Origin of the sequence: Acidovorax sp. T1, from assembly GCF_002176815.1 — a bacterium.
Lineage (GTDB): Bacteria > Pseudomonadota > Gammaproteobacteria > Burkholderiales > Burkholderiaceae_C > Acidovorax.
In genome coordinates, this window is sequence record NZ_CP021648.1 from 3,699,647 (window position 1) to 3,722,279 (window position 22,633).

General features: G+C 58.4%; 22 protein-coding genes. 9 read left to right on the plus strand and 13 right to left on the minus strand.

The features are described from left to right. The first annotated feature begins 150 nt into the window (after positions 1-150). The 4 genes from CCX87_RS17205 (at position 151) to CCX87_RS17220 (ending at position 3,147) form a co-directional block, all read left to right on the plus strand. Complete coding sequence (locus CCX87_RS17205) at positions 151-411, plus strand: acyl carrier protein (protein WP_087747822.1); 261 nt, start codon at positions 151-153, stop codon at positions 409-411. Then, positions 408-1,292, plus strand: a complete 885-nt coding sequence (locus CCX87_RS17210) for a hydrolase 2, exosortase A system-associated (RefSeq protein WP_087747823.1) — start codon at positions 408-410, stop codon at positions 1,290-1,292. Before CCX87_RS17205 ends, CCX87_RS17210 begins: the two co-directional genes overlap by 4 nt. Beyond that, the gene (locus CCX87_RS17215) at positions 1,289-2,143 is read left to right on the plus strand and encodes a hydrolase 1, exosortase A system-associated (RefSeq protein ID WP_087747824.1); all 855 of its coding nucleotides are present in this window, start codon (positions 1,289-1,291) and stop codon (positions 2,141-2,143) included. The genes CCX87_RS17210 and CCX87_RS17215 overlap by 4 nt, the downstream gene beginning before the upstream one ends. A gap of 323 nt (positions 2,144-2,466) precedes the next feature. Then, on the plus strand, positions 2,467-3,147 hold the full coding sequence (locus tag CCX87_RS17220) for a PEP-CTERM sorting domain-containing protein (RefSeq protein ID WP_157667141.1): 681 nt from the start codon (positions 2,467-2,469) through the stop codon (positions 3,145-3,147). 128 nt (positions 3,148-3,275) lie between these two features. Here the strand turns inward: CCX87_RS17220 and CCX87_RS17225 are convergent, their stop codons facing one another. The 5 genes from CCX87_RS17225 to CCX87_RS21150 form a co-directional block, all read right to left on the minus strand. Continuing rightward, positions 3,276-4,286 (minus strand): GNAT family N-acetyltransferase, encoded by a 1,011-nt coding sequence (locus CCX87_RS17225; protein ID WP_232476429.1) that lies wholly within the window; start codon positions 4,284-4,286, stop codon positions 3,276-3,278. Positions 4,287-4,308: 22 nt separating this feature from the next. Beyond that, entirely contained in the window at positions 4,309-5,631 is a 1,323-nt protein-coding gene (locus CCX87_RS17230; RefSeq protein WP_087747826.1) for a UDP-glucose dehydrogenase family protein, read from the minus strand. A gap of 208 nt (positions 5,632-5,839) precedes the next feature. Continuing rightward, positions 5,840-6,205 carry a hypothetical protein gene (locus CCX87_RS17235; protein WP_087747827.1) on the minus strand — a complete coding sequence of 122 codons (366 nt, stop codon included), beginning with the start codon at positions 6,203-6,205 and terminating at the stop codon, positions 5,840-5,842. Next, positions 6,202-7,719, minus strand: coding sequence for a UbiA family prenyltransferase (locus tag CCX87_RS17240; RefSeq protein ID WP_442857475.1), 1,518 nt, complete (start codon positions 7,717-7,719; stop codon positions 6,202-6,204). Before CCX87_RS17240 ends, CCX87_RS17235 begins: the two co-directional genes overlap by 4 nt. Before the next feature lie 893 nt (positions 7,720-8,612). After that, positions 8,613-8,774 carry a hypothetical protein gene (locus tag CCX87_RS21150; protein WP_198314731.1) on the minus strand — a complete coding sequence of 54 codons (162 nt, stop codon included), beginning with the start codon at positions 8,772-8,774 and terminating at the stop codon, positions 8,613-8,615. Positions 8,775-8,809: 35 nt separating this feature from the next. On the opposite strand from CCX87_RS21150, the gene CCX87_RS17250 reads away from it, so the two are divergent. Then, positions 8,810-10,744, plus strand: coding sequence for a hypothetical protein (locus CCX87_RS17250; protein WP_232476430.1), 1,935 nt, complete (start codon positions 8,810-8,812; stop codon positions 10,742-10,744). A gap of 5 nt (positions 10,745-10,749) precedes the next feature. Here CCX87_RS17250 and CCX87_RS17255 read toward each other — a convergent pair whose 3' ends face one another. Both CCX87_RS17255 and CCX87_RS17260 read right to left on the minus strand, forming a co-directional pair. Continuing rightward, positions 10,750-11,694 (minus strand): glycosyltransferase family 2 protein, encoded by a 945-nt coding sequence (locus tag CCX87_RS17255; protein WP_087747829.1) that lies wholly within the window; start codon positions 11,692-11,694, stop codon positions 10,750-10,752. Continuing rightward, entirely contained in the window at positions 11,691-12,560 is an 870-nt protein-coding gene (locus CCX87_RS17260) for a hypothetical protein (RefSeq protein WP_143218341.1), read from the minus strand. The genes CCX87_RS17255 and CCX87_RS17260 overlap by 4 nt, the downstream gene beginning before the upstream one ends. A 311-nt stretch (positions 12,561-12,871) precedes the next feature. Here CCX87_RS17260 and CCX87_RS17265 point away from each other — a divergent pair, with 311 nt between their 5' ends. The 4 genes from CCX87_RS17265 to CCX87_RS17280 all read left to right on the plus strand — a co-directional run bounded on the left by CCX87_RS17265 (position 12,872) and on the right by CCX87_RS17280 (position 18,076). Continuing rightward, entirely contained in the window at positions 12,872-14,320 is a 1,449-nt protein-coding gene (locus CCX87_RS17265) for an oligosaccharide flippase family protein (protein WP_232476431.1), read from the plus strand. 4 nt (positions 14,321-14,324) lie between these two features. Continuing rightward, positions 14,325-15,401 carry a glycosyltransferase family 2 protein gene (locus tag CCX87_RS17270; protein WP_232476432.1) on the plus strand — a complete coding sequence of 359 codons (1,077 nt, stop codon included), beginning with the start codon at positions 14,325-14,327 and terminating at the stop codon, positions 15,399-15,401. A gap of 47 nt (positions 15,402-15,448) precedes the next feature. Continuing rightward, positions 15,449-16,588, plus strand: a complete 1,140-nt coding sequence (locus tag CCX87_RS17275) for a glycoside hydrolase family 88 protein (RefSeq protein WP_087747831.1) — start codon at positions 15,449-15,451, stop codon at positions 16,586-16,588. Between the two features lie 240 nt (positions 16,589-16,828). Further along, on the plus strand, positions 16,829-18,076 hold the full coding sequence (locus CCX87_RS17280; RefSeq protein ID WP_087747832.1) for a polysaccharide pyruvyl transferase family protein: 1,248 nt from the start codon (positions 16,829-16,831) through the stop codon (positions 18,074-18,076). A 58-nt stretch (positions 18,077-18,134) separates the two neighbouring features. On the opposite strand, the gene CCX87_RS17285 is transcribed toward CCX87_RS17280, so the two are convergent. From CCX87_RS17285 to CCX87_RS21520, 6 genes are read right to left on the minus strand one after another with little or no spacing between them, the layout of a single operon-like run. After that, a complete protein-coding gene (locus CCX87_RS17285) occupies positions 18,135-18,452 on the minus strand; it encodes a GNAT family N-acetyltransferase (RefSeq protein WP_157667142.1) in 318 nt (105 codons plus the stop codon). Then, the gene (locus tag CCX87_RS17290; RefSeq protein WP_087747834.1) at positions 18,449-19,159 is read right to left on the minus strand and encodes a hypothetical protein; all 711 of its coding nucleotides are present in this window, start codon (positions 19,157-19,159) and stop codon (positions 18,449-18,451) included. The genes CCX87_RS17285 and CCX87_RS17290 overlap by 4 nt, the downstream gene beginning before the upstream one ends. A 1-nt stretch (position 19,160) precedes the next feature. Beyond that, positions 19,161-20,174 carry a polysaccharide deacetylase family protein gene (locus CCX87_RS17295; protein ID WP_087747835.1) on the minus strand — a complete coding sequence of 338 codons (1,014 nt, stop codon included), beginning with the start codon at positions 20,172-20,174 and terminating at the stop codon, positions 19,161-19,163. Continuing rightward, positions 20,171-21,133: a polysaccharide deacetylase family protein gene (locus CCX87_RS17300; protein WP_087747836.1), complete on the minus strand. Its 963-nt coding sequence runs from the start codon at positions 21,131-21,133 to the stop codon at positions 20,171-20,173. Before CCX87_RS17300 ends, CCX87_RS17295 begins: the two co-directional genes overlap by 4 nt. Next, the gene (locus CCX87_RS17305) at positions 21,130-22,458 is read right to left on the minus strand and encodes a putative O-glycosylation ligase, exosortase A system-associated (RefSeq protein WP_087747837.1); all 1,329 of its coding nucleotides are present in this window, start codon (positions 22,456-22,458) and stop codon (positions 21,130-21,132) included. The genes CCX87_RS17300 and CCX87_RS17305 overlap by 4 nt, the downstream gene beginning before the upstream one ends. A 32-nt stretch (positions 22,459-22,490) precedes the next feature. Further along, entirely contained in the window at positions 22,491-22,622 is a 132-nt protein-coding gene (locus CCX87_RS21520) for a hypothetical protein (protein WP_255378692.1), read from the minus strand. Between the last annotated feature and the right edge of the window lie 11 nt (positions 22,623-22,633).

Consider the following 22,633-nt stretch of genomic DNA (forward strand, 5'->3'; position numbering starts at 1 on the left):
TTTTCACCGTCTTTTTGCCCCATAGCCGGGCTATGGGGCTGCAAATCCGGCAAAAACTGTCCTCGCTGGGGCCGATTTTCGCTTTCGACGCCCCAAGTCCGACAGGCTCCTAGAATCCATCCACTGCTCCGCCACACCACGGTACCCGCCATGAACCTGACAGAACAAGTCCTTCACGTGCTCGACGGCGCACTCCACCTGCAAGGCCGCGCCGCTGGTTTCACGCGTGACACCCCCTTGCTCGGCGCCCTGCCCGAGCTCGACTCCATGGCGGTGCTGGCCCTCCTCACCGGGCTGGAGAACCACCTCGGCATCACCTTCAACGACGATGATGTCAATGGCTCGGTATTCGCCACCGTGGGCAGCCTGAGCGATCTGGTGGAGCAGGCGCTGGCCCGGCAAGACACATGAGCCTTCCCGGGCGCACCGCCTTGCCGCAAGCCTTCTTCCTGCCAACTGGCGCCGGGCAGCGCTTTTGCCTGTTCCATCCTGCGCAGGGTGATGCCCGGCGGGGTTGCGTGCTTTATCTGCACCCGTTTGCCGAAGAACTCAACTGCACGCGGCGCGTGGTCGCACGGCAGGCGCGGGCGCTGGCGAGCGCCGGCTTCGGCGTGCTGCAAATCGACCTGCTGGGCTGCGGCGACAGCGCAGGCGACTTTGCCGACGCCACCTGGCCCGCCTGGCTGAGCGACGCGCAACAGACCCACCGCTGGCTGACCGGGCACTGCGGCGGCCCGCTGTGGCTGTGGGGCATGCGCTCGGGCGCCTTGCTCGCAGCGCAACTGGCCCGCCTGCTGCAGAACGAAAGCGAACCGGCCCACCTGCTGTTCTGGCAACCCGTGGCCAGCGGCCAGCAAATGCTGCAGCAGTTTTTGCGCCTGCGCACCGCCGGCCAGTGGCTGAGCGCCCACCCTGCAGACGAGCGGCAGCCCGCACAGGCGCTGGCGCAGGGGCAGACCATCGACATTGCGGGTTACACCCTGAGCCCCGCCCTGGCCCACGGCCTGGGCGAAGCCCGCCTGCAGCCCCCACCCCTGCCCCTTCCATACCCAGGGCGATTGGTGTGGTTGGAGGTGTCCACACAAGAAGTCCCCGCGCTCAGCCCCGCCGCCGACAAGCCCCTCACCGCCTGGCGCGCAGCGGGTTGGCAGGTGCAGGCACAGGCGGTCAGCGGCCCGGCCTTCTGGCAAACCGTGGGCACCGATGACGCCCCGGACTTGATCCACGCCACGCTGGCAGCACTTGCACCGCTTGCACCCGTTGCACCACTCGCCAGCACGCCGCCGCCATGACCCCCCCCGAACACCCCCTTCGCATCGCGGGCGACGGTTTCGACATACTGGGCATTCTCAGCCTGCCCGAGTCCGGCACACCCCTGCAGCGCACCGGCGTGGTCATTGTGGTGGGCGGCGCCCAGTACCGCGTGGGCAGCCATCGGCAGTTTGTGCGACTGGCGCGCCACCTGGCCACGGCCGGCTACCCCGTGCTGCGCTTTGATTTTCCCGGCATGGGCGACAGCCCGGGCGACCCTGTGCCGTTTGAAGACACCGCCCCCCACATCGCCGCCGCCATTGGTGCCATGCAGCAGGCCGCCAACGTGGACCGCACGGTGCTCTGGGGCCTGTGCGACGGCGCCTCGGCCAGCCTGCTCTATGTGCAGACCACGCAAGACCCGCGCGTGACGGGGCTGGCGCTGCTCAACCCCTGGGTGCGCTCCGCAGCAGGCCTGGCACGGGCGCAGGTGAAGCACTACTACCGCCAGCGCCTGCGGGAACCCGGCTTCTGGCGCAAGCTGTTGCAAGGCGGTGTGGGCTGGAGGGCGCTGCACGGGCTGTGGAACAACCTGCGCACCATGCGCCAGACCACAGCGCAGCCACTCACATTTCAAGAGCGCATGGCGCAGGGCTGGCGGGCGTTTCCAGCCCCTGTCCTACTGCTGCTGAGCGAGCGCGACCTGACAGCCCAGGAATTCGCAGAACACGCGAACAGCCATGCGAGCTGGGCTGGCTGGGCTCAAAAAATCACCCTCACCCGGCACATGCTCCCCCATGCCGACCACACCTGCTCTGCGCCCCAGTCACAGCACGCTGTGCAAGCCCTGGTAATGGACTGGCTGGAATCGACGGCACACCCATCCACTTGAGCACGTCATCGGGGGGAGAACCGATGACGGCTTGTCATCTGCGGACCACATCCCCGACAACCTGCAGGCGCACGCATGCCCCCTGTTCGGACCCAGCGCACCGACCATGATGGCAAAAGCCGCTCCGGCAGCGCGCAACCAACACCCACCGCCCTTCGCAAACACCGTCGAAATTTATTACAGCCGAATCGTTGAACTGCATAAAAATCATTGTACATCGTTGATTTTATTAGGAATTCTAAGTTGGCATGCAACATGCTTTCTCAGTGCACACCGCAATCCAGCGGTCATCTGTAGCACCCTTTGAACCCAAGGAGCACGATATGAAGTTCTTTAGCAAAGCCCTGACAGCAGGCGCACTGGCAGTGGCCGCGCTGGCTGCCGCACCAGCCAATGCAGCGTTCGTCGGATCTATTCCCGGTGGAGCCGCTACCAACGACTACCTCGGGGCCATTGGCAGTGGACCCGTTCAAGGCTGGTTCAACGCCGACCTCTACCTGTTCGGTGGGCCCGCCAACATTTCTGTGCAGTTTTTCGGCGGCGAAGGCACCTACAGCAACTCCTTCACTTTTGGCGCCTGCGGGTTTACCCATGCTGGCGGAAACACAATCCTTGCCGGCGGCGCCCAAGTCGGATCGACTTGCAACCTGACCAACGTAGCCTCTGGCTTGCTCAACTTTTTCTTCACAGGCATGAACGGGGCACCGACTCTTTTTAACGGTGCCAACAACGGCGATGTTTCGCAGGCTGTGCCCAACTTTTTCGTCACACTCGGCAACGCCTTCGACACTAACTTGGCTGATGGCACACCCAGCTCAGGCCAGGTTGCCTGGCTCTTCCTGGATGACGGTGGCGCCAGCGGTGACGACAACCACGACGACTTGGTGATCCGGTTGGCACTGGAAGGCGGCAGTTTTCAGGTTCCCGAGCCGACCAGCCTCGCACTGCTGAGCATTGCCTTGCTGGGCCTGGGTGCCAGCCGCCGGAAAAATGCAACGAAGTAAAGCCATCCAAGCGGAGGGAGTCGGTGCCCTTGGCAAGACAGTCCGTGACAAAAGGAGGGGTGCCAAGCACCCCTCTTTTCTTTCCGTTTCGCTCAGCACAACGGGCTTGGTACCCGGCCCCACCACCCTCAATCCATGAGGCGTTTTTTCGCGAGCCCCAGCGCATGCCGCCCGGCGCCCCAAAGTCCGGACAGGCGCTTGCGGTCAAACGCCACCAGCCCGACACGCTCGCGCCGCAGGGCCATCCAGTCGGCCTTGTAGGTGTCGTCGCCGCTGAGGTAGTCCACCTCCTGCACCTTGTCCACATCCATGGCGTGCTGCATCAGCGCCGCCGTAAGCACGGAGCCGGCGGACAGCCTGTCTTGCCCCTTCACGTAAGCCAGCTTGTAGATGTTGGCCTTGGCGCCAAAGACCAGCCAGACCTGCGCGGCCAGGGGTTGATCGTTGAGCCACAGCACGCCCAGCCGCAGCCAGCCCTTGCGCGCTGCCAGGCGGACAAGGGCTGGCATGAAATCCGAGCATGGCTCGGGCTGCTTCCAGCTCTGGGCATAGACAGCCTGGTAAGCCGCCAACGCAGTGTCGAGCGCAACGGCATCCGCGGGCGCACCAGCGGTCACGATATCGATGCGCCAGGCGCCAGCTTTCTGCAAGCGGCGCCGGCCGCGCTCCACGCTGTGCCGCAGGACTGAAGGCCGGTCGGCCCAGTAGAGGGCGAACCCGCCAGCGGGCACGGGCTGGCACCAGTTGCCAAAGGCGAAGTACCGGCTGGTCCAATAGCCGGCGGTGCGAAGACCGGCCTCCAGCGCGGGCAGCCAGTGGCTGGCGGCATCCAGCGGCTGCAGCCGCAGCACGGCGCTGCCGGGCAGCTGTCGCAAGGCCTCGGCTGCGGCGTGCCACTGCGTTGCCGAGAGTCCATGCACCGCTTCGGCCGAGCCCACGGGACCATAAAGACCGCTGTAGTAATTGCCCAAAGCGAGCAGTGGGCCGCCAGGCCGTTGCTGCATCAAGTGAAAGTGGGCTGCTTCGCCGCACGGCGCGGCAGGCAGCTGCCAGGCCCGGTGCTGATGGGGGGGCCGCTCGAAACCATGGGCCAGCAGATTGGCAAACCAGGCCTCTGTCTCGAACACGTCGCCGGGCATGCCGCCGCCCTGCCTGCTTCGCTCAGCGGCCAATGGCCAGATAGTCAAACCCCTGACTCCGCACCAGCGCAGGGTCGTACAGGTTGCGGCCATCCACAATGAGTGGTTGTTTGAGCCGTGCCTTGATGAGGTCAAAGTCCGGGCTACGGAACTCTTTCCATTCGGTCACGATAACCAGCGCGTCCGCCCCCACCAACGCATCGTTGAGCGCCTGCGCATAGCGAACGCGTGGCTCGTTACCCAGCACGCGTTGCGCTTCGGGCATGGCCACCGGATCGTAAGCGGTGACCGTGGCACCGGCGGCCAGCAGGTCGGCCACCAGATCCAGGCTGGGAGCTTCGCGCATGTCATCGGTGTTGGGTTTGAACGCCAGGCCCCACACAGCAAAATGCCGGCCCGTGAGATCGTCGCCCAGGCGTTGCTTGATCTTGCGGCCGAGCACGTGTTTTTGCGCCTCATTGGCCGCTTCCACAGCCATAAGCACTTTCAGGTCCAGGTCATCTTCGCCGGACGCGGTTTTGATAAGGGCTTTCACGTCCTTGGGAAAACATGAGCCGCCGTAGCCGCAGCCCGGGTACAGGAAGTGATAGCCAATGCGCGGGTCTGAGCCCATGCCCTGGCGCACCATTTCAATGTCGGCACCCAGTTTTTCCGCCAGGTTGGCCAGCTCGTTCATGAAGCTGATGCGCGTTGCCAGCATGGCGTTGGCGGCGTATTTGGTCAGTTCGGCACTGCGCGCGTCGGTCACGATCAGGCGCTCGCGGTTGCGCTGGAACGGCGCATAGAGTGCGCGCATGAGCAAAATGGCTTGCTCGTCGGACGCGCCCACGATGATGCGGTCGGGGCGCATGAAATCTTCCACCGCCGCGCCTTCCTTGAGGAACTCGGGGTTGGACACCACCGCGAAAGGCGTCTGCACGCCGCGCTGGCGCAGTTCGTCGGCAATGGCTGCGTGCACCTGGTCGGCCGTGCCCACCGGCACCGTGCTCTTGTCCACCACCACCTTGTAATCGGTCATGAGGCGGCCAATGTTGCGCGCCGCCGCCAGCACATATTGCATGTCGGCCGAGCCGTCTTCATCAGGCGGCGTGCCCACCGCAATGAACTGGATGGTGCCGTGCTGCACGGCGCGCGCCACATCGGTGGTGAAGTGCAGGCGCCCAGCCGCCACATTGCGCTGCACCATGTCCTGCAGGCCGGGTTCGAAAATAGGGATGCCACCTGCTTCCAGAACGCGAATCTTCTCGAGGTCGAGGTCCAAACACAGAACATCGTTGCCGACTTCAGCCAGGCAAGCCCCGCTGACCAGCCCCACATACCCTGTCCCGATTACTGTAATTTTCATGACGCCTGTTTAAAAAAAGCCATACCACTTGGGAATGCAACAAATGCATCATAGCCACGGCATCAGGTTGAACGCACTCGTGCAAACAGTGCACCAGGCTGCCACAACTTGCCAAGTTGCACGTACAACGTGGGCAAAAGAGCAAAGCAAAATTGCCATGAAAGTTGAATCTGCAATGCCGCCCCATCAAAGCGCGGGAGCCAATTTTTCAGGAGCGTGCAACCAAAAAAACCCCTGCGCAGATCAACACCACACCACCCACCCGCAGCGGCGAAACCTGCTCGCCCGCCATGAGCCCCACCACCACAGTCAATGCAAACCCCAGCCCGACAAGCGGGTAGGCCTTGCTCACGTCCCATTTCGACAGCACGCCCAGCCAGACGACCGCCCCCAGGGCATAGAGCAGAAAGCCCCCCAAGACATACTTGTTGGCAATCACCGACGCGATATTGCCCAGCGAATATGGCTGGGCCATTGCTTCCCGCACCCCCTGGTCTGACATGCCGGCTTTCAGCGCGAACTGCGCAGCCACCGACAGCGCGACGCTCAACAGGGCAATCGCAAAGGTGTTCATGGCTGAAGCTCCAAAGTAACAAAATAAGCAGCCATGGCTGCACCAATCATGGCGATCACCGTTAGGCGGCTGCCCCGATCTTTGATGGCATAGACAACCGGATCGTCGTGCATCTCGCCGCGTGAAGTCTTGACCCACAGGCGGGCCATCCAATACACCAGCCCAATGGCCACCAGCCACAGCATTTTCGGGGTGGCGTAACGTGCCTGGGTCTCGGGGGCGCTGATGAACAGGCCGAACACCACCACGGCACAAAGCGCAGCGCCAACACCTAGCGGCCAAAGCACCACCAGGTCGCTGACCCTGTAGTCGCGTCCCCGGGTAGCACCCGCGCCGACCTCGTTCAACGACACCAGCTCGGCACAGCGCTTGACCAACGCCAGACTCAGAAACAGGAAGGCCGAAAACGCCAGCAGCCAGGAACTGATGACCACACCGATCACCACGGAGCCCGCCAGTATGCGAATGGTGTAGAGCAGCGACAACATGAGCACGTCCATCAACACGTATTCCTTGATCACCCAGCTGTAGAGACTGGTCAACACCAGGTAGGTCACCAGCATCCCCAAAAAGCCGTGCGATACCGCGCTGGCTACCCCAAGCGACAGCCCCAGAGCCACGCCCGCCACAAGGAGCCCATGCAGGATCGGCAGCGCGCCACAGGCAAAAGGGCGCAGACGCTTGCGGGGGTGAGCACGGTCGCTTTCGAGGTCCCACAGGTCGTTGACGATATAGGTCGCTGATGCAGCGAAGGAAAAAGCCAAGAAGGCCAGCACTACGCTGCCCAGCTTGTTGATGTCGGCAAATGCGAACGTGGTGAGCAGAGGCACGAAAAGCAACAGGTTCTTGATCCATTGGTGCACCCGCAATGCCCGCAGCCACACGGCCACGCCACTGCTCAGCTTCGGGTATTCGCGTTCAATCGACACCTCGCACCGCACCTGCGCCGCCGTGCGTTGCGCCACACCCACCAGGATCGCCGCCCGGGCCTGCTTCCAGATGGGAAGGTCAGCCTTGGAATCGCCCGCATACACAAAAGCCCCGCCCACGTTTTCCTGGATCGCCTTGAGTTTCGCCAGGCCCTTCAGGTTGTTTCCAGCGTGGGTGGCAAGCACCTTGTCAAAAATGCCAAGGTGCCTGGACACCTCCTCGGCGGTCGTGTGATGCGCCGCCGTGGCAAGGACGATCTGGCGGCCCCTGGATTTTTCCTCATGGAGATACGCCAGCAACGGTGCGCAATAGGGGATTTTTTGGGCGTCAATGGTGACGCGCTTTGAGATGGCCTCCTTGAACCCTGCCCGGCCCCGCATCAGCCACAGCGGCAGGCACAGGAGGCTCATCGGAGAATGCCTGAGCAGGCGGACCAATGACTCCTGCAAGGTGTCGGTGGGCGTGAGGGTGCCGTCCAAGTCCACGACCAACGGCATGTTCGATGTATCCCCCATCCGCCCCTCCTTCACTGTGTGAGGCAAGTTGTAGCAGATATCCCGAAAAATCCCGCTTTCTTTCTGCACACTGCAGCCCCACAGATCATAAAGAAAATGGGCTAAAACGCACGTCAATAAAGCGCCGAAAGCTATTTAAATCATAGCATTCCAGCGAATTGCAATGCGGACAACGCCAACCGGCACGGCAGGGTGCCATTGGCAGCGATTCAAACTTGCGCCGGTCGCGGGCCCGCACAAGCCAGTTAACACAAATATGTTTGAAGATGTTGCAGGCGAGTGGGGCAGTTCATACCCATCTTTCGGCGTGTATGTCCGCGTTAAATGCAGTAGCAGCATTGTTAAAGCAGATGGCGATTTTTTAGCTGACTTATTCAACCCAATCGCACACCTAACCTGGGTTGAGTGCTACACGTTTTTCGCTTTGGGCATCATGCGCTCAAGGTTCTTTCAAGTTCTTCGAACAGCACCCATCCACAGTCTAAAACAAGGCAAAACTCGATTTCTGGCTGTGACAACCAGTTTCGTCTGAGATCGCACCCTCTCGGACAATCGATCGTCTGCTGCAGGCCGAAACGAGCATTTTCGGTAACCAATACCCGCAAACCCCACATGTTGCGCGACCCAGTTATTGCTGGCGCGCCGCCATTTCGACCTGGTTCCATGGCGTCACCCTGCATAGGCATAAACCTTATGCCGCCACTCCTGCAAAACCTCCAATTGAACGATCCAATTCACATGATCACCGAGCCCACTCATCCCACCACAATCAGACACGATTGTCGCAACGGAATTACAAGCCTGCTCCTTTTAGTAACCCTGTCCGCGTGCGGGGGGGGGCAGCGACAGCGCTGCAGTCGGAGTCGAGTCCGCGCAAGCGTCAGAATCCGCACTGGAACTGCAGCGACAACGGCAGCGCCCATCGTCTTCAACGTCCACCCAAGTTGCAGCAACGCCGGGCATTATTTCAACCCCGGGCATCGTTCCAGCTCCAGCTCCAGCTCCAGCTCCAGCTCCAGCTCCAGCTCCAGCTCCAGCTCCAGCTCCAGCTCCAGCTCCAGCTCCAGCTCCAGCTCCAGCTCCAGCCCTACCACCGGCCCCGGCCCCGATTGCCAAAGCCCCATTCAGCTGCGCTGCCGGTGCCATCACCTGCGTCGAGGTGGCATCCACCAGTTCTCAGGCGCAGGCCAGCCTGCCAGTCACCTTTGGTCAACCCTTCAAGGCGGGCGACTGGTTGCACACAACGCAAGGCCTTGTGGCACAGGTAGGCGGAGCAACCATTCCCCTGCAGACCGACGAGATCTCGTCGCACCGCGACGGCTCCGCCCGTTTCGCCGTGCTCAGCGCCCAGTTGAGCAACGTCCAGCCGGGCGAAGCACGCATCATCAACATCTTCCCAGGCGCCAAAACCAGCAGCACCCCCAGCGTGCCCGCAGCCCCTGACTGGAACCTGGAACTCGAAGCCCAGGTGTATGACGCCAACGGCAATGTGACCTCCACGCTGGTGGCACAACCCCAAACCCAACTGGCCACGCAAATCGCCAACAACACCGGGCGCCGCCTGGCTGGCGCCGTGGCCACCGAGTACACCGTGGCCCTGCCCTTGAAGGACAAGGCCACCGGCGCCCCGCACCCGCACCTGAGCGCCCGGCTGCACACCCGCCTGGTGGACAACGGCCAGCGCATCCGCACCGACGTGGTGATGGAAAACACCCGCACCTGGACGGCCAACCCCGGCAACATCACGTATTCGTTCGCTGTGAAGCGCAACGGCAGCACCATCTACACCCAACCCAAGTTCACCCACTACCACCATGCGCGGTGGCACAAGGTGTTGTGGACGGGTTCGTCGGCCGAGCCGCAGGCCCGGGTGCGGCACAACATGCCTTACTTCATGGCGAGCAAGGCGGTGTGGAATTACGACTTGGGTCTGACTATTCCCGACTCAGCCATAGAAAGGCAATATTCGCTCCTGACACAGCGCCGCGCTGAGCAAGCCAGTTTAGGCCCGATGGCCAATCTGATGCTCACGGCTTATTTCCCGACGACAGGTGGACGAATGGAAATTGGTCCTTACCCGCAATGGACGGCGATGTACCTCTTGAATCAAGATTCGCGACTACGAGAAGTCATGCTAGCCAATGCTGACGCAGCAGCCGCGGCTCCCACTCACTATCGGGATGAAGGCACAAAAAACCCGATCGAAATCAGCAAATATCCGAAGGTAAACTTGTCAACCGAAGGACCATCGGAGCCCTTGCTGCCCGCCGTCGTCAATGGAACGACCATTTGGACGCCGGATACGCCGCACCAAGCATCTTTCGCATACGTACCTTACTTAATCACCGGTGATGCCTTTTATCTCGACGAAATTCAGTTCTGGGCAACTTGGAATGTGGCCGCTCGCAATCCCGGTTACCGGATGATGGAGAAAGGGATTTTTTACAGTGAGCAGGTAAGAGGCCGCGCCTGGGGTATTCGATCACTAGGAGAGGCGACACGAGCTACGCCCGACAATCACCCTCTGCGGGGCTATTTTTCCAACCTGCTGCAATACAACGTCGACTGGTTGGTTCAGAACTATCCAAACGCCGCGCAAAGCCCAGAAGCTCCTCCCATGGGAATGATGCCGCAGACAAGCGCACCATACGTCACGAGCCCTTGGCAGAATGACTTTGTCACAATTGTTCTTTCGCAACTCGTCGAGAATGAAGTTCCCAATGCAGCGACCTACTTGAACTGGATAACGCGGTTCACGGTCGAGCGCTTCAACAAACAGAGCGAGGGTTATTGCACCGCTTATGCCCCGGCGTATGACGTCTACGACCTCGATAGCAACAACCAAACAATCAACAGCTGGGCACAATTGTTCCAGCGGAACTGGCCAGGCGTCACCTGCAGTTCAGATCTCGCCATCATGGGTTCCCCCAATGCGGCGGATGGCTATGCAGCTTACTCAAGGGGGATGCTTGGCGCTGCAACCAACGCAGGAGTGATCAATGCCTCTTCGGCCTACACGAGGTGGAAACAACTGACCAGCGGAATGGATTCAGCTATGGCTGCCGATCCGACCTGGGCAATCGTTCCCCGATAAATAAACTACCAAATGGTCCGCAAGCACCGGGCCATTCCTGCAAGCGAAGGCTTAACAAAAAAGCTTTCCCAAACAAGGCGCCTCGCGGCGCCTTTGTTTTTTGACGACGCCATAATTTCCGATAATTCCAAAAGCTTCCAACTCCGATTTGCTCGAGCCGTTGCTATCAGACGCTCATCACTCAAAACCGCCTCAGCATGGTTCAATGCCATGATCCCGTACAACAAGCGATCGCGCGCATCAATCGATCGCGCCACACTCACGTGCTGGCTCACATTAGCAGAGGCAGTCGGCACGTTTCGATACAAAGCTTTACGGGACGCGTCTGCCACGCGAAAACAGAAATCGTGGTCCTCCGCAAACCGAAGGTGCTCCCAGTAGTGGCCAGATACATCGACCAATGCCTTCTTCACAACCAACGAGTCACAGGAAATAATTCTGTGCCTCAAAAATTGACTCAGCGCATTGTGATCCACTTCAAATATATCTTGAAAACCGGGAGCCCTCCGCCGTCTTAGCATCGAGAAGCTTCCATACATACCTTGGTTCAGCACCTCGTCACCATGATGGGTCTGCAGGTCTGCCCAAAACATATCAGCACCGGATGCGTCCATGCTATCGCAAGCAATTTCCAAGTGATCTGTTCTGATCCAGCGATCGTCGTCATCACAAAAGGCAATGAATCTTCCTTGAGAAGCAACCATTCCACGGTTTCTGGCAGCACCCGGCCCCTTGCTTTTGTCAGAGGGGTCTTTCTCTATGAAGCGAAAACGCTCGCCATGTTTGCGCATCAACTCCTGATAATGCAAAAGATGGGACTCGTCCGAACCATCATCAACAGCCACAACCTCTATGTCTTTTTCACTCTGAGCAGATATATCCATCAACAGAGCAGCAATATCATCAGATCGATTGAAGGTGGGAATGACGACAGAGACCCGAACACTCATTTAATCACTCCAACACCATCAAGCAAGTGTGCGACGCCAACTTTTTGTGCACAAGCTTTTAGTTCAAAATTTCCATTCAAATCACGAGACAAATCACGAAACTCATTATTTGGAGATATCCGCTTGTATCCTTCAAATTTGATCTGAGAAAAATGCCCTGCACTAAATTCATTTTCCTTCACAGCCAAGACCTTGCCACCATAGCGCCGTTTCCAGTAATAAATACCGGTTCCATGATCCCAGTAGTAATCAGAAAGCTGCGGATCATCTGAGTTGACCGAGCGATTTCGGTGAGACTGGAAATTGAGCCACCAACCACAACCCCTCTCGTATTGATCACGGCTAGCTGAACGCGTGGTGCAACCGATCAACTCCCAATAACGGCGGTGGCTCAGGAAAAAGAGGTCGCGCCACCCAGCAGTGCTGACAGCCACAGTGGCGCCATCGGGAAGATCAGCGAACAGCTTGGCCATCTCACGCATCTTGAACTCTGGCAGCAAGAGATCTGAGTGCCAAAAAGCAATGCGGTCCACAAACAAAAAGGCGAACTCCAGGGGAAAGTGCGGGTACAGCACCGGCAACTGCAGATCGGCGTTGAAATCAACCACCACCGCGCCCGGCACCACATGCTCTGGCACCCCCACCCTCGGGTCAAACCCCACCACTGGGGTCCATCCAGCGTTCTTCACCAATCTCTGCTGCAAAAGACACCAGTCCGAGTCGACGTTCCAACAGAGCCACGGGCGTTGCACCCCCGACAATGCCGTCGCCCATTTTTCGGCGGCACGAAAGATGGGTGCAACGTCGTCGCCCCAAGCCTCCCAGTTGCCCATTCCTCGTCGGTATTCAGTAGACCGTTTGTCCATCTTCTTGCCTAGCGTTGAGTCAGCGCATCCCGCTCGCAAACAAGGTGGCACAGGCCACTACGTGTGATGCGCTAAAAACTGGGTTCACAACCTTGACGGAGTCAGCCTTGCACGAGTCTCGTGAGGCAGCCCCAACAAGGGTTGTCTTGAGCACGGGAGCCACTTTAACTAGTAAGCAAGTGGAGTGCGCTATTTTTCTCGCGACAAAACCGATCGGCTCAGGAAAAGATGTGTGCGCCAAGACTAACCCTGTAGCATTCGCTGTCTGAGCAGCGCTCAGGTGGCCCATCTGGTCTTTGGAAACTGCCCACGTGTCCTCGGTTCGCCAAAAAGTCGCCCTGCAATTCATCGTCAGCAACTTGGCCCTGGCGGCCAACTTTGTACTGACCATCGTGCTGGCACGCCTGCTCAGCCCACAAGATATCGGCATTTTTTCCATGAGCGCTGTGCTCATGACGGTGGCCCATGTGTTTCGCGACTTCGGCGTCACTGCGTTCATCCGGCGCGAGAAGGAACTGACCTCCGACAGCCTGCGCAACGCGCTCGGCGTGCTGCTGGTCACCTCCTGGAGCGTGGCGGCGGCCATGTACCTGAGCGCACCCTACTGGGCGTACTTCTTCCACGAGGCGCGGGTTGTGCCCGTAGTGCAGGTGCTGGCCCTGGGCTTTGTGTTCATTCCCTTTGGGGCCATTCCCATGGCCATCATTTCGCGCGAGATGGCCGTGGAGAAGTCGGCACGCATCACCGCGGTGACCACCGTGGTGTATTTCGGAGCCTCGGTGGGACTGGCCCTGGATGGGTTTGGCCCTATGACCATGGCCTGGGCCAACCTGATCAACATCCTCGTCACCGGGGCCATGGCCCGCTGGGCGGTAGCCCGTCCCCTGCCCTGGTTACCGGCTTTCCACCAACTCAAGGGCATCGTGCACTTTGGCCTGGGCAACCTGCTGACGGCCCTGTTGAAGGCCGCCGACAGCGCCCTGCCCGACATATTGCTCGGCCGGTGGATGACACCCACCGCAGTGGGCCTGTTCAGCCGCGCCAACTCTACCGTGAACATGGTGAGCACAGCCCTACTGCCCACCGTCAACTACTTCGCCTTGCCCTACATGGCCAAGGTGCACCACGCCAACGGACCGGTGGCCGGGGAATACCTTCGAGCCACATCGCTGATCAATGCGCTGATACTGCCCGCACTCGCCGCCATTGCGGTGCTGGCGCACGACATCGTGAGTCTGCTGTATGGCAGCGCGTGGCTGCAGGCCGTGCCCGCCATCCCGTGGCTTTGCCTGGCCTATGCAATCAACAGCTTGTTTACGCTCAGCGCCCCGGCCCTTACCGGCGTGGGCAAGCCTTATGCCGCTATCGGGCCCAACGCCTTGTTGGTGGTGACCAAGGTGGCGTGCGCTGCGTGGCTGATGGACGGCACCCTGGGCACCTTCGCCCTGGCCATGGCACTTGGTCAATTGCTGAGCGTGCCGTACAACTTGTGGATTCATGAGCGGCACCTGAACCTGGGATGGGCCACATGGACCCGGAGCACCTTGCCTGTGCTGGCGCACGCACTGCTGGTGGGAGGCGTTTGCCTGGGCATCCGCGGTGCGTTGCCCCTCGGCCTGGCCCCGTGGGCGGCTATATTGATAACGGGTGTTGGTGCAGCGGCTGCATTCCTGGCTGGCTGCTTCCTGCTTTCGCTGCCCATGGCCGACGAGTTAAAGCGAATGCAGAAAACCCTGTTACAGCACAGGCAGAAGACATGACGCCGTGCCGCTCTACGTGGAACAGGTTGCACTCAAACGCTTTGCAGCATTAGGCCGCCCCGATCGCACGGAGTACAAGGTTTACAGAAATGATGCCGTCGCCCATACCCTCAAGGCAGCCATGAGCAACCCACGAGTCTCCGTCGTCATCCCGGTGCGCAATGGCAAGGACTACCTGCAGGAAGCCCTGGACAGCGTGCTGCAACAATCGTTCACCGACCTTGAGTTGCTGCTGATCGACGACGGCTCCACCGATGACGACTACGACAGATACGCCCTCCAGGACGAACGCATCCAGGTGATTCACCTGACGGGCACTGGCGTTTCGCGTGCGCGCAATGCAGGCATGGCCCAGTCGCGTGGCGAGTTGATCGCCTTTCTCGATGCCGACGACGTCTGGTTTCCCGGCAAACTGCAGGCGCAGGTCAGGTACTTTGACGAGCACCCGGATGTAGGCGTCGTCTTTGGCAAGTTCATTCGGTGGCATGCCCTGCCCAATGGGGGGTTTGCACCGGCCAGCTCGCTTATACAGGATGCGAACCACCTCACCTCGGCAGAGCCAGAGCGGTCGGGGTGGCTCTATGCGCGGCTGCTTAAAGGGCTCTTGGTGGGAATGAACACAGCAGTCATTCGAAGGAGTGTTTATGAGGCAGTTGGCGGCTTTGATGAATCAATGCGCCAAGGCGAAGACTATGATTTCTGGCTGAAATCATCTCGTATCTCAGAGATGCATTCACTGAACGGACCTGTCGCACTTTATCGAATTCATGGCGCAAGTGCGATGCACAAGCTATCAGATGAAAACCACCTCGCCAACCTGATCAAGGTTGCAACATTGCGATGGAGCGCGAGCTATCACCCCGGCGACGACATAACAGAGCATGAAATAAAGCGCAGACTGGGCGAAGCCCATTTCACGCACGGATATGCCCATTACTGGGGAGGCAACAAGAGGGTGGCTCAAAAAAGTTTCATCCTGTCGCTATCAAACGGCCACAAAATGACTAGAAGCCTGATCTACATGATCCTTTGCAGCTCAGCCATCACCTTTGGATACGCAACTCGAAACAAAAATCAATAACAAGAAAATCGAGCCACCATTATTGAGCACCTATTTCACAAAACAAAATGCACCACCAAGGAAACCAGGCAAAAAATGCGACCGGAGCATCCCAGCTTGCCTACGGGAGACTTCAAAAGATCGCAAATTTAGCGAACAGCAACCCCTACGAGAACAAATCGATACTTTCCTCGACGAAGGAAAGAATACTAAACTCACTTGGATGGCGACTGAGCTACAGGCTGTCTGTCGTTTCTCCCTATGAGAACTGGTATCTTGCTGCATCTCTATGGCCTTTACTAATTGAATCCAAAGAAAGGCCGCTACAAGCGGAGATTCTAAAAAAGGCAATCGATAAACAGCTAGACCATTCTGGAGCGTGGAAATACCCCCTAAATACCGCTTTCAAGTTTTTAATGTGCACCCATGTCGTAAGACTATGGGAACTCACTGGCGAAGAGCGCTACCTCAAAGCTGCAACGGATGCCTTTTCGCAGCTCAAGAAGATGAAGCGAGCCTCAAATGGGGCCTTTCTCTATTTACCCACCAGGGATGAGGTTCTTGTTGACACACTTGGGATGATCTGCCCATTTCTAGGGGCGTGTGCCAAATCATTAAACATTATTGAGGCAGGCGATCTCCTGAGGGAGCAACTGGAGCTGTATTGGAAAAACAATATGGACGCAGAAACAGGCCTTCCATTCCATGGATACTATGCTGGCGGCCCGAATAAACTTGGCAATCTAGGCTGGGGCCGCGGAGTCGGATGGTACATGCTTGCGATGGCTGCCGCCCAAAGCTGCATGAAGCCCGACACCTATTTCGCAGAGAAGATATCCGACTGGCACCTTCGCATTCTGCAGACATTGATAACAAATCAACGCACCGATGGCCATTGGAGTGAATTTATCCTGATCAAATCCAGGGCAGACTCGTCTGCAACAAGCATGATAATTCTTTCGCTCACCACCGAGCGCCAAGAAAAAAAAGTAGGAATTGATAAAACGTCCAACTCACTGGAAAAATCAATTCAAGCCGCAAGACTTGCAATTCTCAGATCAACCGAGCGAAATGGATTAATTCAGCACGCCACAGGCGAGGCACCAGCACTGGGGAGTTACTCCCACGCTCATGGAAATTACCCCTGGGCCCAAGGATTTGGCACTGCCGCACTTGCCCAATCCAGCCAATGGCTCAGTAGCCACTAGACACAACAAGGGCTCCATAGGAGCATTCACGGAAGCCTCAGCGGTTGAGAAGATCAATGCCTCTTACGGCATCAATATCAAAATTCACTTCAAAATCGCGTCCATGCCTCAGGACAAGCTCAAAATAAGTTATCTACCCCACAGGAATTGAGCACACAAAACTCAAATTAGATAGCTCAAAAATCAGATCAGACCCAACCCATAGATACACCCGCCAGTCTCTCGCAAGACGAAATTCAAATGAAAACTTCCAAAGACGCTCGAGTCATTATCTATGGAGCTGTATCACGCGCACCATCCGATATTCCGAATAAATTCAACAAAATTAAAAATTATCTTCACCTCGTCGCAGACCGAATTTCAATAAGATTCGGCTTCCCCGAGATAATAAACTATAAGAACTACGAGAGGCGTTGGACGTACAACAGGGGAGATCTTGCAATCTCCGATTCTGTACATGAGAGCCTGCGTCAAATCGGATGCGCCAAACCAATTGTTCGTGCCAATTGGGAAGAGCTGGCTGAACTAAAGCTTACCGATCAGGATATCGTCATGGTGGCGGGCAGCGGCTACATTCACCCAAAAAAAACCGGGAATTTGCCTGCTCGAGTTTTTTCCGATTACGATGCAATCAAGAAATCAGGTTGCAGAGTTTCCCTCATCGGAATTGGCGTTAATGTATTGCTCGACTGGGACCACTCCAAAGCCACAAGCCTAACAGCAGATTCTCGTGCCGTGTTGGAGGCCCTTTTTGGCATTTGCTCCTCCATCACCGTGAGAGACGAGCAATCGCAGAAATTCATTCGACAACTGGGCAACTACAACACTCCGATCATTGGAGATCCAGCACTTTTCCTCTCGGAACAATTTAGTGAGCCTACGATCCAAAGACAAGACACCAAACTTCGGATCGGACTCAGCATCCCATTTCACGGGATTGAGCCAACCGAATGGATTCGCAGCAACATCAAGGAATTCATCGAATTCCTCAGAAAGCTTCAACAATCGAAAAATGCCAAGTTTGAATACTACCTGCACTACGATTCTGAGAGGCTGGTCTATGAAGTAATGCGGGACTCTGGTCTTGATGTGACCCTGCGCGATGGGGACACGCATACACTCTTGAGCCACTACCGGTGCCTGGATCTGCACATCGGTGGCATGCTTCATTCGTGCATCATGGCAAGTTCGCAGCGCATCCCAACGATTGCCCTGGCCTATGACGCCAAGCACTTTGGATTTTTCAAGCTATTGGAGAGAGAAGAGTTCTGCATTTACAACCAGTCGCTGGACTATTCAAAACTCAACAACTTGATCGATCAAATCGTCAATAGCCAAGCCACTCAGCGGCAACAACTTGACGCAAGAATCAAGCATCTTGAAACCAGTTACCTGGAGGCAATCGCGAAAGCAGTTGCCACAGCCCTACCCGCTCCGACGAGCCCTCGTTTTGACCAGAGGGAAAATAGTCAAATTAGCGCTGAGTGAAGTAATCACTTGTCGAACAGGCCGTTTCGTCTGGGCGCGGGGCTATTGGATGCGATGTTCAACCGGAAAATCGCCACGCCCACCGAAGCGGCAGCATGGACAAAGCTCCCCGCACGCCCGGCGCCATCACCACCTTAGCCAGCTCGTGCGTCTCGCAGGCGGCGGCCTCTTTGTAGTCTGCGTGACCTTCGCCGAAGTCGATCACGTCACCGCCTAACGAACTACAGTGCTTCATCACCTCAGACAGCAGAATTTTTCCTGGCGAGTATTTCGCGTATGTTGGTTCATAGACGGGAAACCAGTAATGCAATCTTCCGGAACCGAGAAGCCCTAGGTGAGCCGCGATAAGCTGATCGCCGCAATAAAGGACGTTCAACGGCGCGGAAAACTCAGCCGTTTTTTTGAGGCCAGGGCTCTCAGGAACTCTTTGATGCTCTCGCGAAACAGCGCAGACCCGTGCATACCTGTCCGCGAATATTGACCTAGCTTAAGACCGATCAGGGCTTCCAGATCGCGCTCCAGGTTCGGGCTTTGCCAGTGAAATTCGTATCCGCCGGGCAGCTCGTTCAATCGGCGGGCACATCGCTCCGTGTCACTCCAGAACTTTCGACTGCGGTCCTTGAGTTCATCCCACATGTCCCGGTTGCCGCTCTGGCGCCGCACGAGATAGGTTTTCGTCGGGGCACCCGCCTGCAAATGTGGAATGTACTTTCCGATCGCAAAATGGGTGAAGAACCCAGACCACACGCCGGCCTTCACCAATGCAGGCGCAACCCTGTCTAGGTACGCCTCTTCGACAGGGAAACAGAAACCGTCGGAAACATCCTGGGCGACCTGTGTGTAGCCTCGCATCCAGCCACGCAATCCAGGGGCGCGATGCAGCGGCACAATCCCGACAACACGTCCGTGATCTTCGATCACCACGACTTCAACCGGCCCCAAGACCCGGTGAGCGGTTTCGCAGAATTCAGGATGCATGAACAGTCTCGCTGACAAGGCATCCGCAGGAAGCAAATCGATCCATGCGGTCAATTCGCGCTCGCCCAACTGGTCGAAGCGTTTGCGGGATACCTGCAAGCCCATGCTAGATCACAGACCGGGGAAACAAATACAGGGCGAGCCTGGCAGGATCAATTCGTCCGTTTCTTGTGGTCCACGTATTTTCTGGTAGATGAATTCTCGGCAAATCGAACCGAAGGCGCTGAAGGCTTGACACATTCGCCAGGCAGGGATTGCTGTCAAACACAAGATCGAATCTGGCGTTTTTCAAGAGTTCGCGCGATGCATCGCTCTTGACGCCGTGCGGGTATGACAGCGACAGAACATCCAGGCCCAAGGCCCGCAGGCGGTCCCGGCATTCCGAGACTTCAGCCTCAGGATCATTGGCGTAGGCAATCGGAGAATGGGTGTGACCATGACCACCCAATTCGAATCCATTCTCCGTCCATCGACTGAGATCCTCCACGTTCATCATTTGCCGCTCGTCGATCTTTTCCAGAACCCGTGGATCCACCTCATGAATGACATGGCGTCTTTCGACCTCAGGCATGCCCGCCAATTTCGCTGCAACATGTTGGCTGAACCCTGGTTGAGTCATCGCATCCTCTGACATGCCAAGAGCGGTAAGCAGTTTTGGGGCTGTCGCCGGGTCTGCCAGAATGGCCCCCGCGGCATCCTGCCACCATCGGGGCTGATCAAGGTCAATCACCTCTGTCGCCAGAAACAACACCCCAGGAAGACTTCGCTTTTTCAGTTCTGGCATGGCGTATTCGACGGTGTCTCGCCAGCCGTCATCAAACGTAATCAACAGTGGGCAATCTGGTAGCCGTCCACGGCCGTCGATTACCGCCTTCACCTGGGCGAGGTCGACCACGTTGTAGTGGCGCGAGACAAAGTCCAACGTCTCTTGAAAGCCATCGAGACTGAAGGCGAACTCACGCTCGGATTGCGCCAGCGCGTCCGAACCGGCGGGCAACACGCGGTGAAACATCAGCACCGTGAGCGCGTGCTTGTTGCGGCGCCGGTGCCAAGCCCCCAGCGCACCAGACCTGTACAGCGTTGTCCGGATCACGTCCTTGATTGCTCTCGAAAGACTCATACAGCCACCTCCGGCACTTGCATCGGCTCCGTCATCAGGTTGCGCAACAGTTGGTAGGTCACGTGCCAATCTTGCTCGGCCCAAGGGGTGAAACGCGGGATCTGGAAGGGCGATGTGGACGCCCCGGCCACGCCCCAGTGGGTGGTGACAGCGTAGCGGTAGCCCGCGCGCTTCACGGCGTCCACATGCAGGCGCGAAAAGTCGGCATATGGCCGACCGTTGGGATAGGCGAAGCCATTCACCGCCCCGCCCACGATGGCCTGCAGCCGCTCACGGGCGCCACCAATTTCGCGCTCGACCTCCTCGGCATTGCAGTAGTCGAGGATGGGGTGCAGCGCGGTGTGTGCACCAATGCCAAAGCCTTGGCTGTGCAGATCGCGCAGCTGTGCCTCGGTCATCACCGGCACGTCGGCCGTCTGTACGCCGGCTTCGGCTTCGAGCTGCTTGAGGATCTGCTCGCGGCGGTAGAGCGTGAGGTACTTCAGTTCTTGTTCCAGCCTCTGCACCTGGCGCCGCCGGTCATCCACCGATGAGACGGCTTGCGCAGGCAGGAAGGGGATACCCAGGTCAAGCGTCGGCCCGGGCAAGCGGCGCACCGCCGCCAGGATACGCTCGTGCCATAGCGGCACCCCATCGAACTGGCCCGAGGTGATGAAGAAGGTGGCGTGCAGGTTGCGCTGGCGCAGAGCCGGGGCTGCGCCCGTCAGCCAGTCGGGGTAGCCATCGTCAAAGGTGATGCAGGCGGCGCGGCGCGGCAAGGTGTCGGTTTGCAGGCGGCCAATGGCCTCATCCAGCGGCAGCACCTGCAACTGAGAAAAAGTGTGATCCAGCAGATGCTCGAAGCGGACCATGCTCACGTCGGCCGGCACCAGCGGTTCGCATTGCTGCGGCACCTTGTGAAAGAGGAAGACCGACAGCTTGTCTTTGGACAGGGATTGCAGGAGGAGTCTGGAAATCACGCTGATCTCCCAGGGCCTGGTGCCGCCGCCTCGCCTGCAGGCACAAGGGCACGCGCCACATGCAAGCGCAGCAGCTCCATCAGCATCACAACCATGTAGATCACCTCCAGGTAACCCAGGCTGACCGAGGCGCCGCCCACCATATAGGCCAGCACCGCCAGCATGAGCATGTCGGCCATGTCGCGCGCCCATTGGTATGGTGCGCCCAGTTGGTCCGTCATGCGCTTGATGACCCGCCGGCCCCAGAGGGCCCGCAACAGGATAAACATATAAAGCCCCAAGCCCACGAAGCCCAGATCGCCCATCACTTCAAAGTAAATACTGTGCGCGGCCTTGGCGGAAAACTCCGGAATGGGCAGATTCAGGAATCCGAGTAGCCCCGGGGACATCTTGAAACTATCCCAGACGGTCTGGACCTGGACGGCATGAAACCCGCCACCAAAAATCGGGTTGTCCAAGGCGATCGCCGAACTGATTTTCCAGGCGATCACGCGGCCTATGAAGGAGCTGTCTTCGTCTGCCTCTTTGATGGTGGTCAGGCGGCTGGTGATGTCTTCGGGCGCAAACGCGAGGAAGGCAATGACAGCACCCGCCACCAGCACCAGCGCCATGCCTTTGCGCCGAGAGGTGAGGATGAGCCACAACCCCACCACTGACACGGCAATGAAGCCGGCCCGCGAACCACCGCCCAGAATGGCGAGCACCACCACGCAGAATGCGCCCAGGCAAACCAGGCGCATGAGGCGATTGGCAGTGTAGGTCTGCAGGTAAAAGAGCACCGGCAGTACCAGGGCCAGCGCGGTGGACAGGTGGTTGCGGTCGGCCAGCATGGTGCCTGCTGGGCCCATCATGTTGTGCCCGCCACCCGAGGCCACCGTCTTGAGGCCGTTGAGCACGCCGTGAATACCCAGGCCCAGCGCAATGACGATGAACATGGCATGGAAATGCACACGCTCACGCACGAAGAAGGGCATGACCAAACAGAACAGCAATCCTTTGATCAGGAACTCAAAGTACTGGTCGTTATAGGGATTGCCAGGGTAGGCCAGTAAAAAGGCCAGAGTGGCGTGGGCCGCCAGCAACAAGTAGAGCCACGTCACCTTGTTGGGCTGGTAGTCGCGCCAGGGCACCCGCCCGAGCGCCAGCAACACCAGGGTGAGCACAGCGCAAGCAAAGTTGACCCGGTTGCCCACCATCCAGCCGTAGAAGTATGTGGTCGGTGCGAGCAAACCTGTCCAGCCCCACAGCAGATAGGCATTGAAAGGACGCGCCAGCGCCAGCGGCAATACGGCCAGCAGCATCAGGGCAAAAGCCAAATCACGCATGGGATTTTTCGCCAATAAGTCGGGCCGGTGGCTCAGCGCTGACGGTCAGCGTCGTCATAGCGCAGAAAACCCAGGTCGGTGCTTTCCCCGCCCTTGCCGCGAAACAGCCGCCAGCACAGGTACAGCATGACGCCCATGTCGATCACCAGAATAAATGCTTCCATTGATGGTCTTC

Excerpts from the sequence above, each read along its gene's own strand:
- CCX87_RS21150 (WP_198314731.1), bottom strand. The coding sequence starts at position 8,774 with ATGGGGCTTTGGCAATCGGGGCCGGGGCCGGTGGTAGGGCTGGAGCTG.
- CCX87_RS17210 (WP_087747823.1), top strand. The coding sequence starts at position 408 with ATGAGCCTTCCCGGGCGCACCGCCTTGCCGCAAGCCTTCTTCCTGCCA.
- CCX87_RS17235 (WP_087747827.1), bottom strand. The coding sequence starts at position 6,205 with ATGAACACCTTTGCGATTGCCCTGTTGAGCGTCGCGCTGTCGGTGGCT.
- CCX87_RS17220 (WP_157667141.1), top strand. The coding sequence starts at position 2,467 with ATGAAGTTCTTTAGCAAAGCCCTGACAGCAGGCGCACTGGCAGTGGCC.
- CCX87_RS17205 (WP_087747822.1), top strand. The coding sequence starts at position 151 with ATGAACCTGACAGAACAAGTCCTTCACGTGCTCGACGGCGCACTCCAC.
- CCX87_RS17280 (WP_087747832.1), top strand. The coding sequence starts at position 16,829 with ATGAAAACTTCCAAAGACGCTCGAGTCATTATCTATGGAGCTGTATCA.
- CCX87_RS17275 (WP_087747831.1), top strand. The coding sequence starts at position 15,449 with ATGCACCACCAAGGAAACCAGGCAAAAAATGCGACCGGAGCATCCCAG.
- CCX87_RS17305 (WP_087747837.1), bottom strand. The coding sequence starts at position 22,458 with ATGCGTGATTTGGCTTTTGCCCTGATGCTGCTGGCCGTATTGCCGCTG.
- CCX87_RS17230 (WP_087747826.1), bottom strand. The coding sequence starts at position 5,631 with ATGAAAATTACAGTAATCGGGACAGGGTATGTGGGGCTGGTCAGCGGG.
- CCX87_RS17295 (WP_087747835.1), bottom strand. The coding sequence starts at position 20,174 with ATGAGTCTTTCGAGAGCAATCAAGGACGTGATCCGGACAACGCTGTAC.
- CCX87_RS17225 (WP_232476429.1), bottom strand. The coding sequence starts at position 4,286 with ATGCCCGGCGACGTGTTCGAGACAGAGGCCTGGTTTGCCAATCTGCTG.
- CCX87_RS17255 (WP_087747829.1), bottom strand. The coding sequence starts at position 11,694 with ATGAGTGTTCGGGTCTCTGTCGTCATTCCCACCTTCAATCGATCTGAT.
- CCX87_RS17215 (WP_087747824.1), top strand. The coding sequence starts at position 1,289 with ATGACCCCCCCCGAACACCCCCTTCGCATCGCGGGCGACGGTTTCGAC.
- CCX87_RS17260 (WP_143218341.1), bottom strand. The coding sequence starts at position 12,560 with ATGGACAAACGGTCTACTGAATACCGACGAGGAATGGGCAACTGGGAG.
- CCX87_RS17290 (WP_087747834.1), bottom strand. The coding sequence starts at position 19,159 with ATGGGCTTGCAGGTATCCCGCAAACGCTTCGACCAGTTGGGCGAGCGC.
- CCX87_RS21520 (WP_255378692.1), bottom strand. The coding sequence starts at position 22,622 with ATGGAAGCATTTATTCTGGTGATCGACATGGGCGTCATGCTGTACCTG.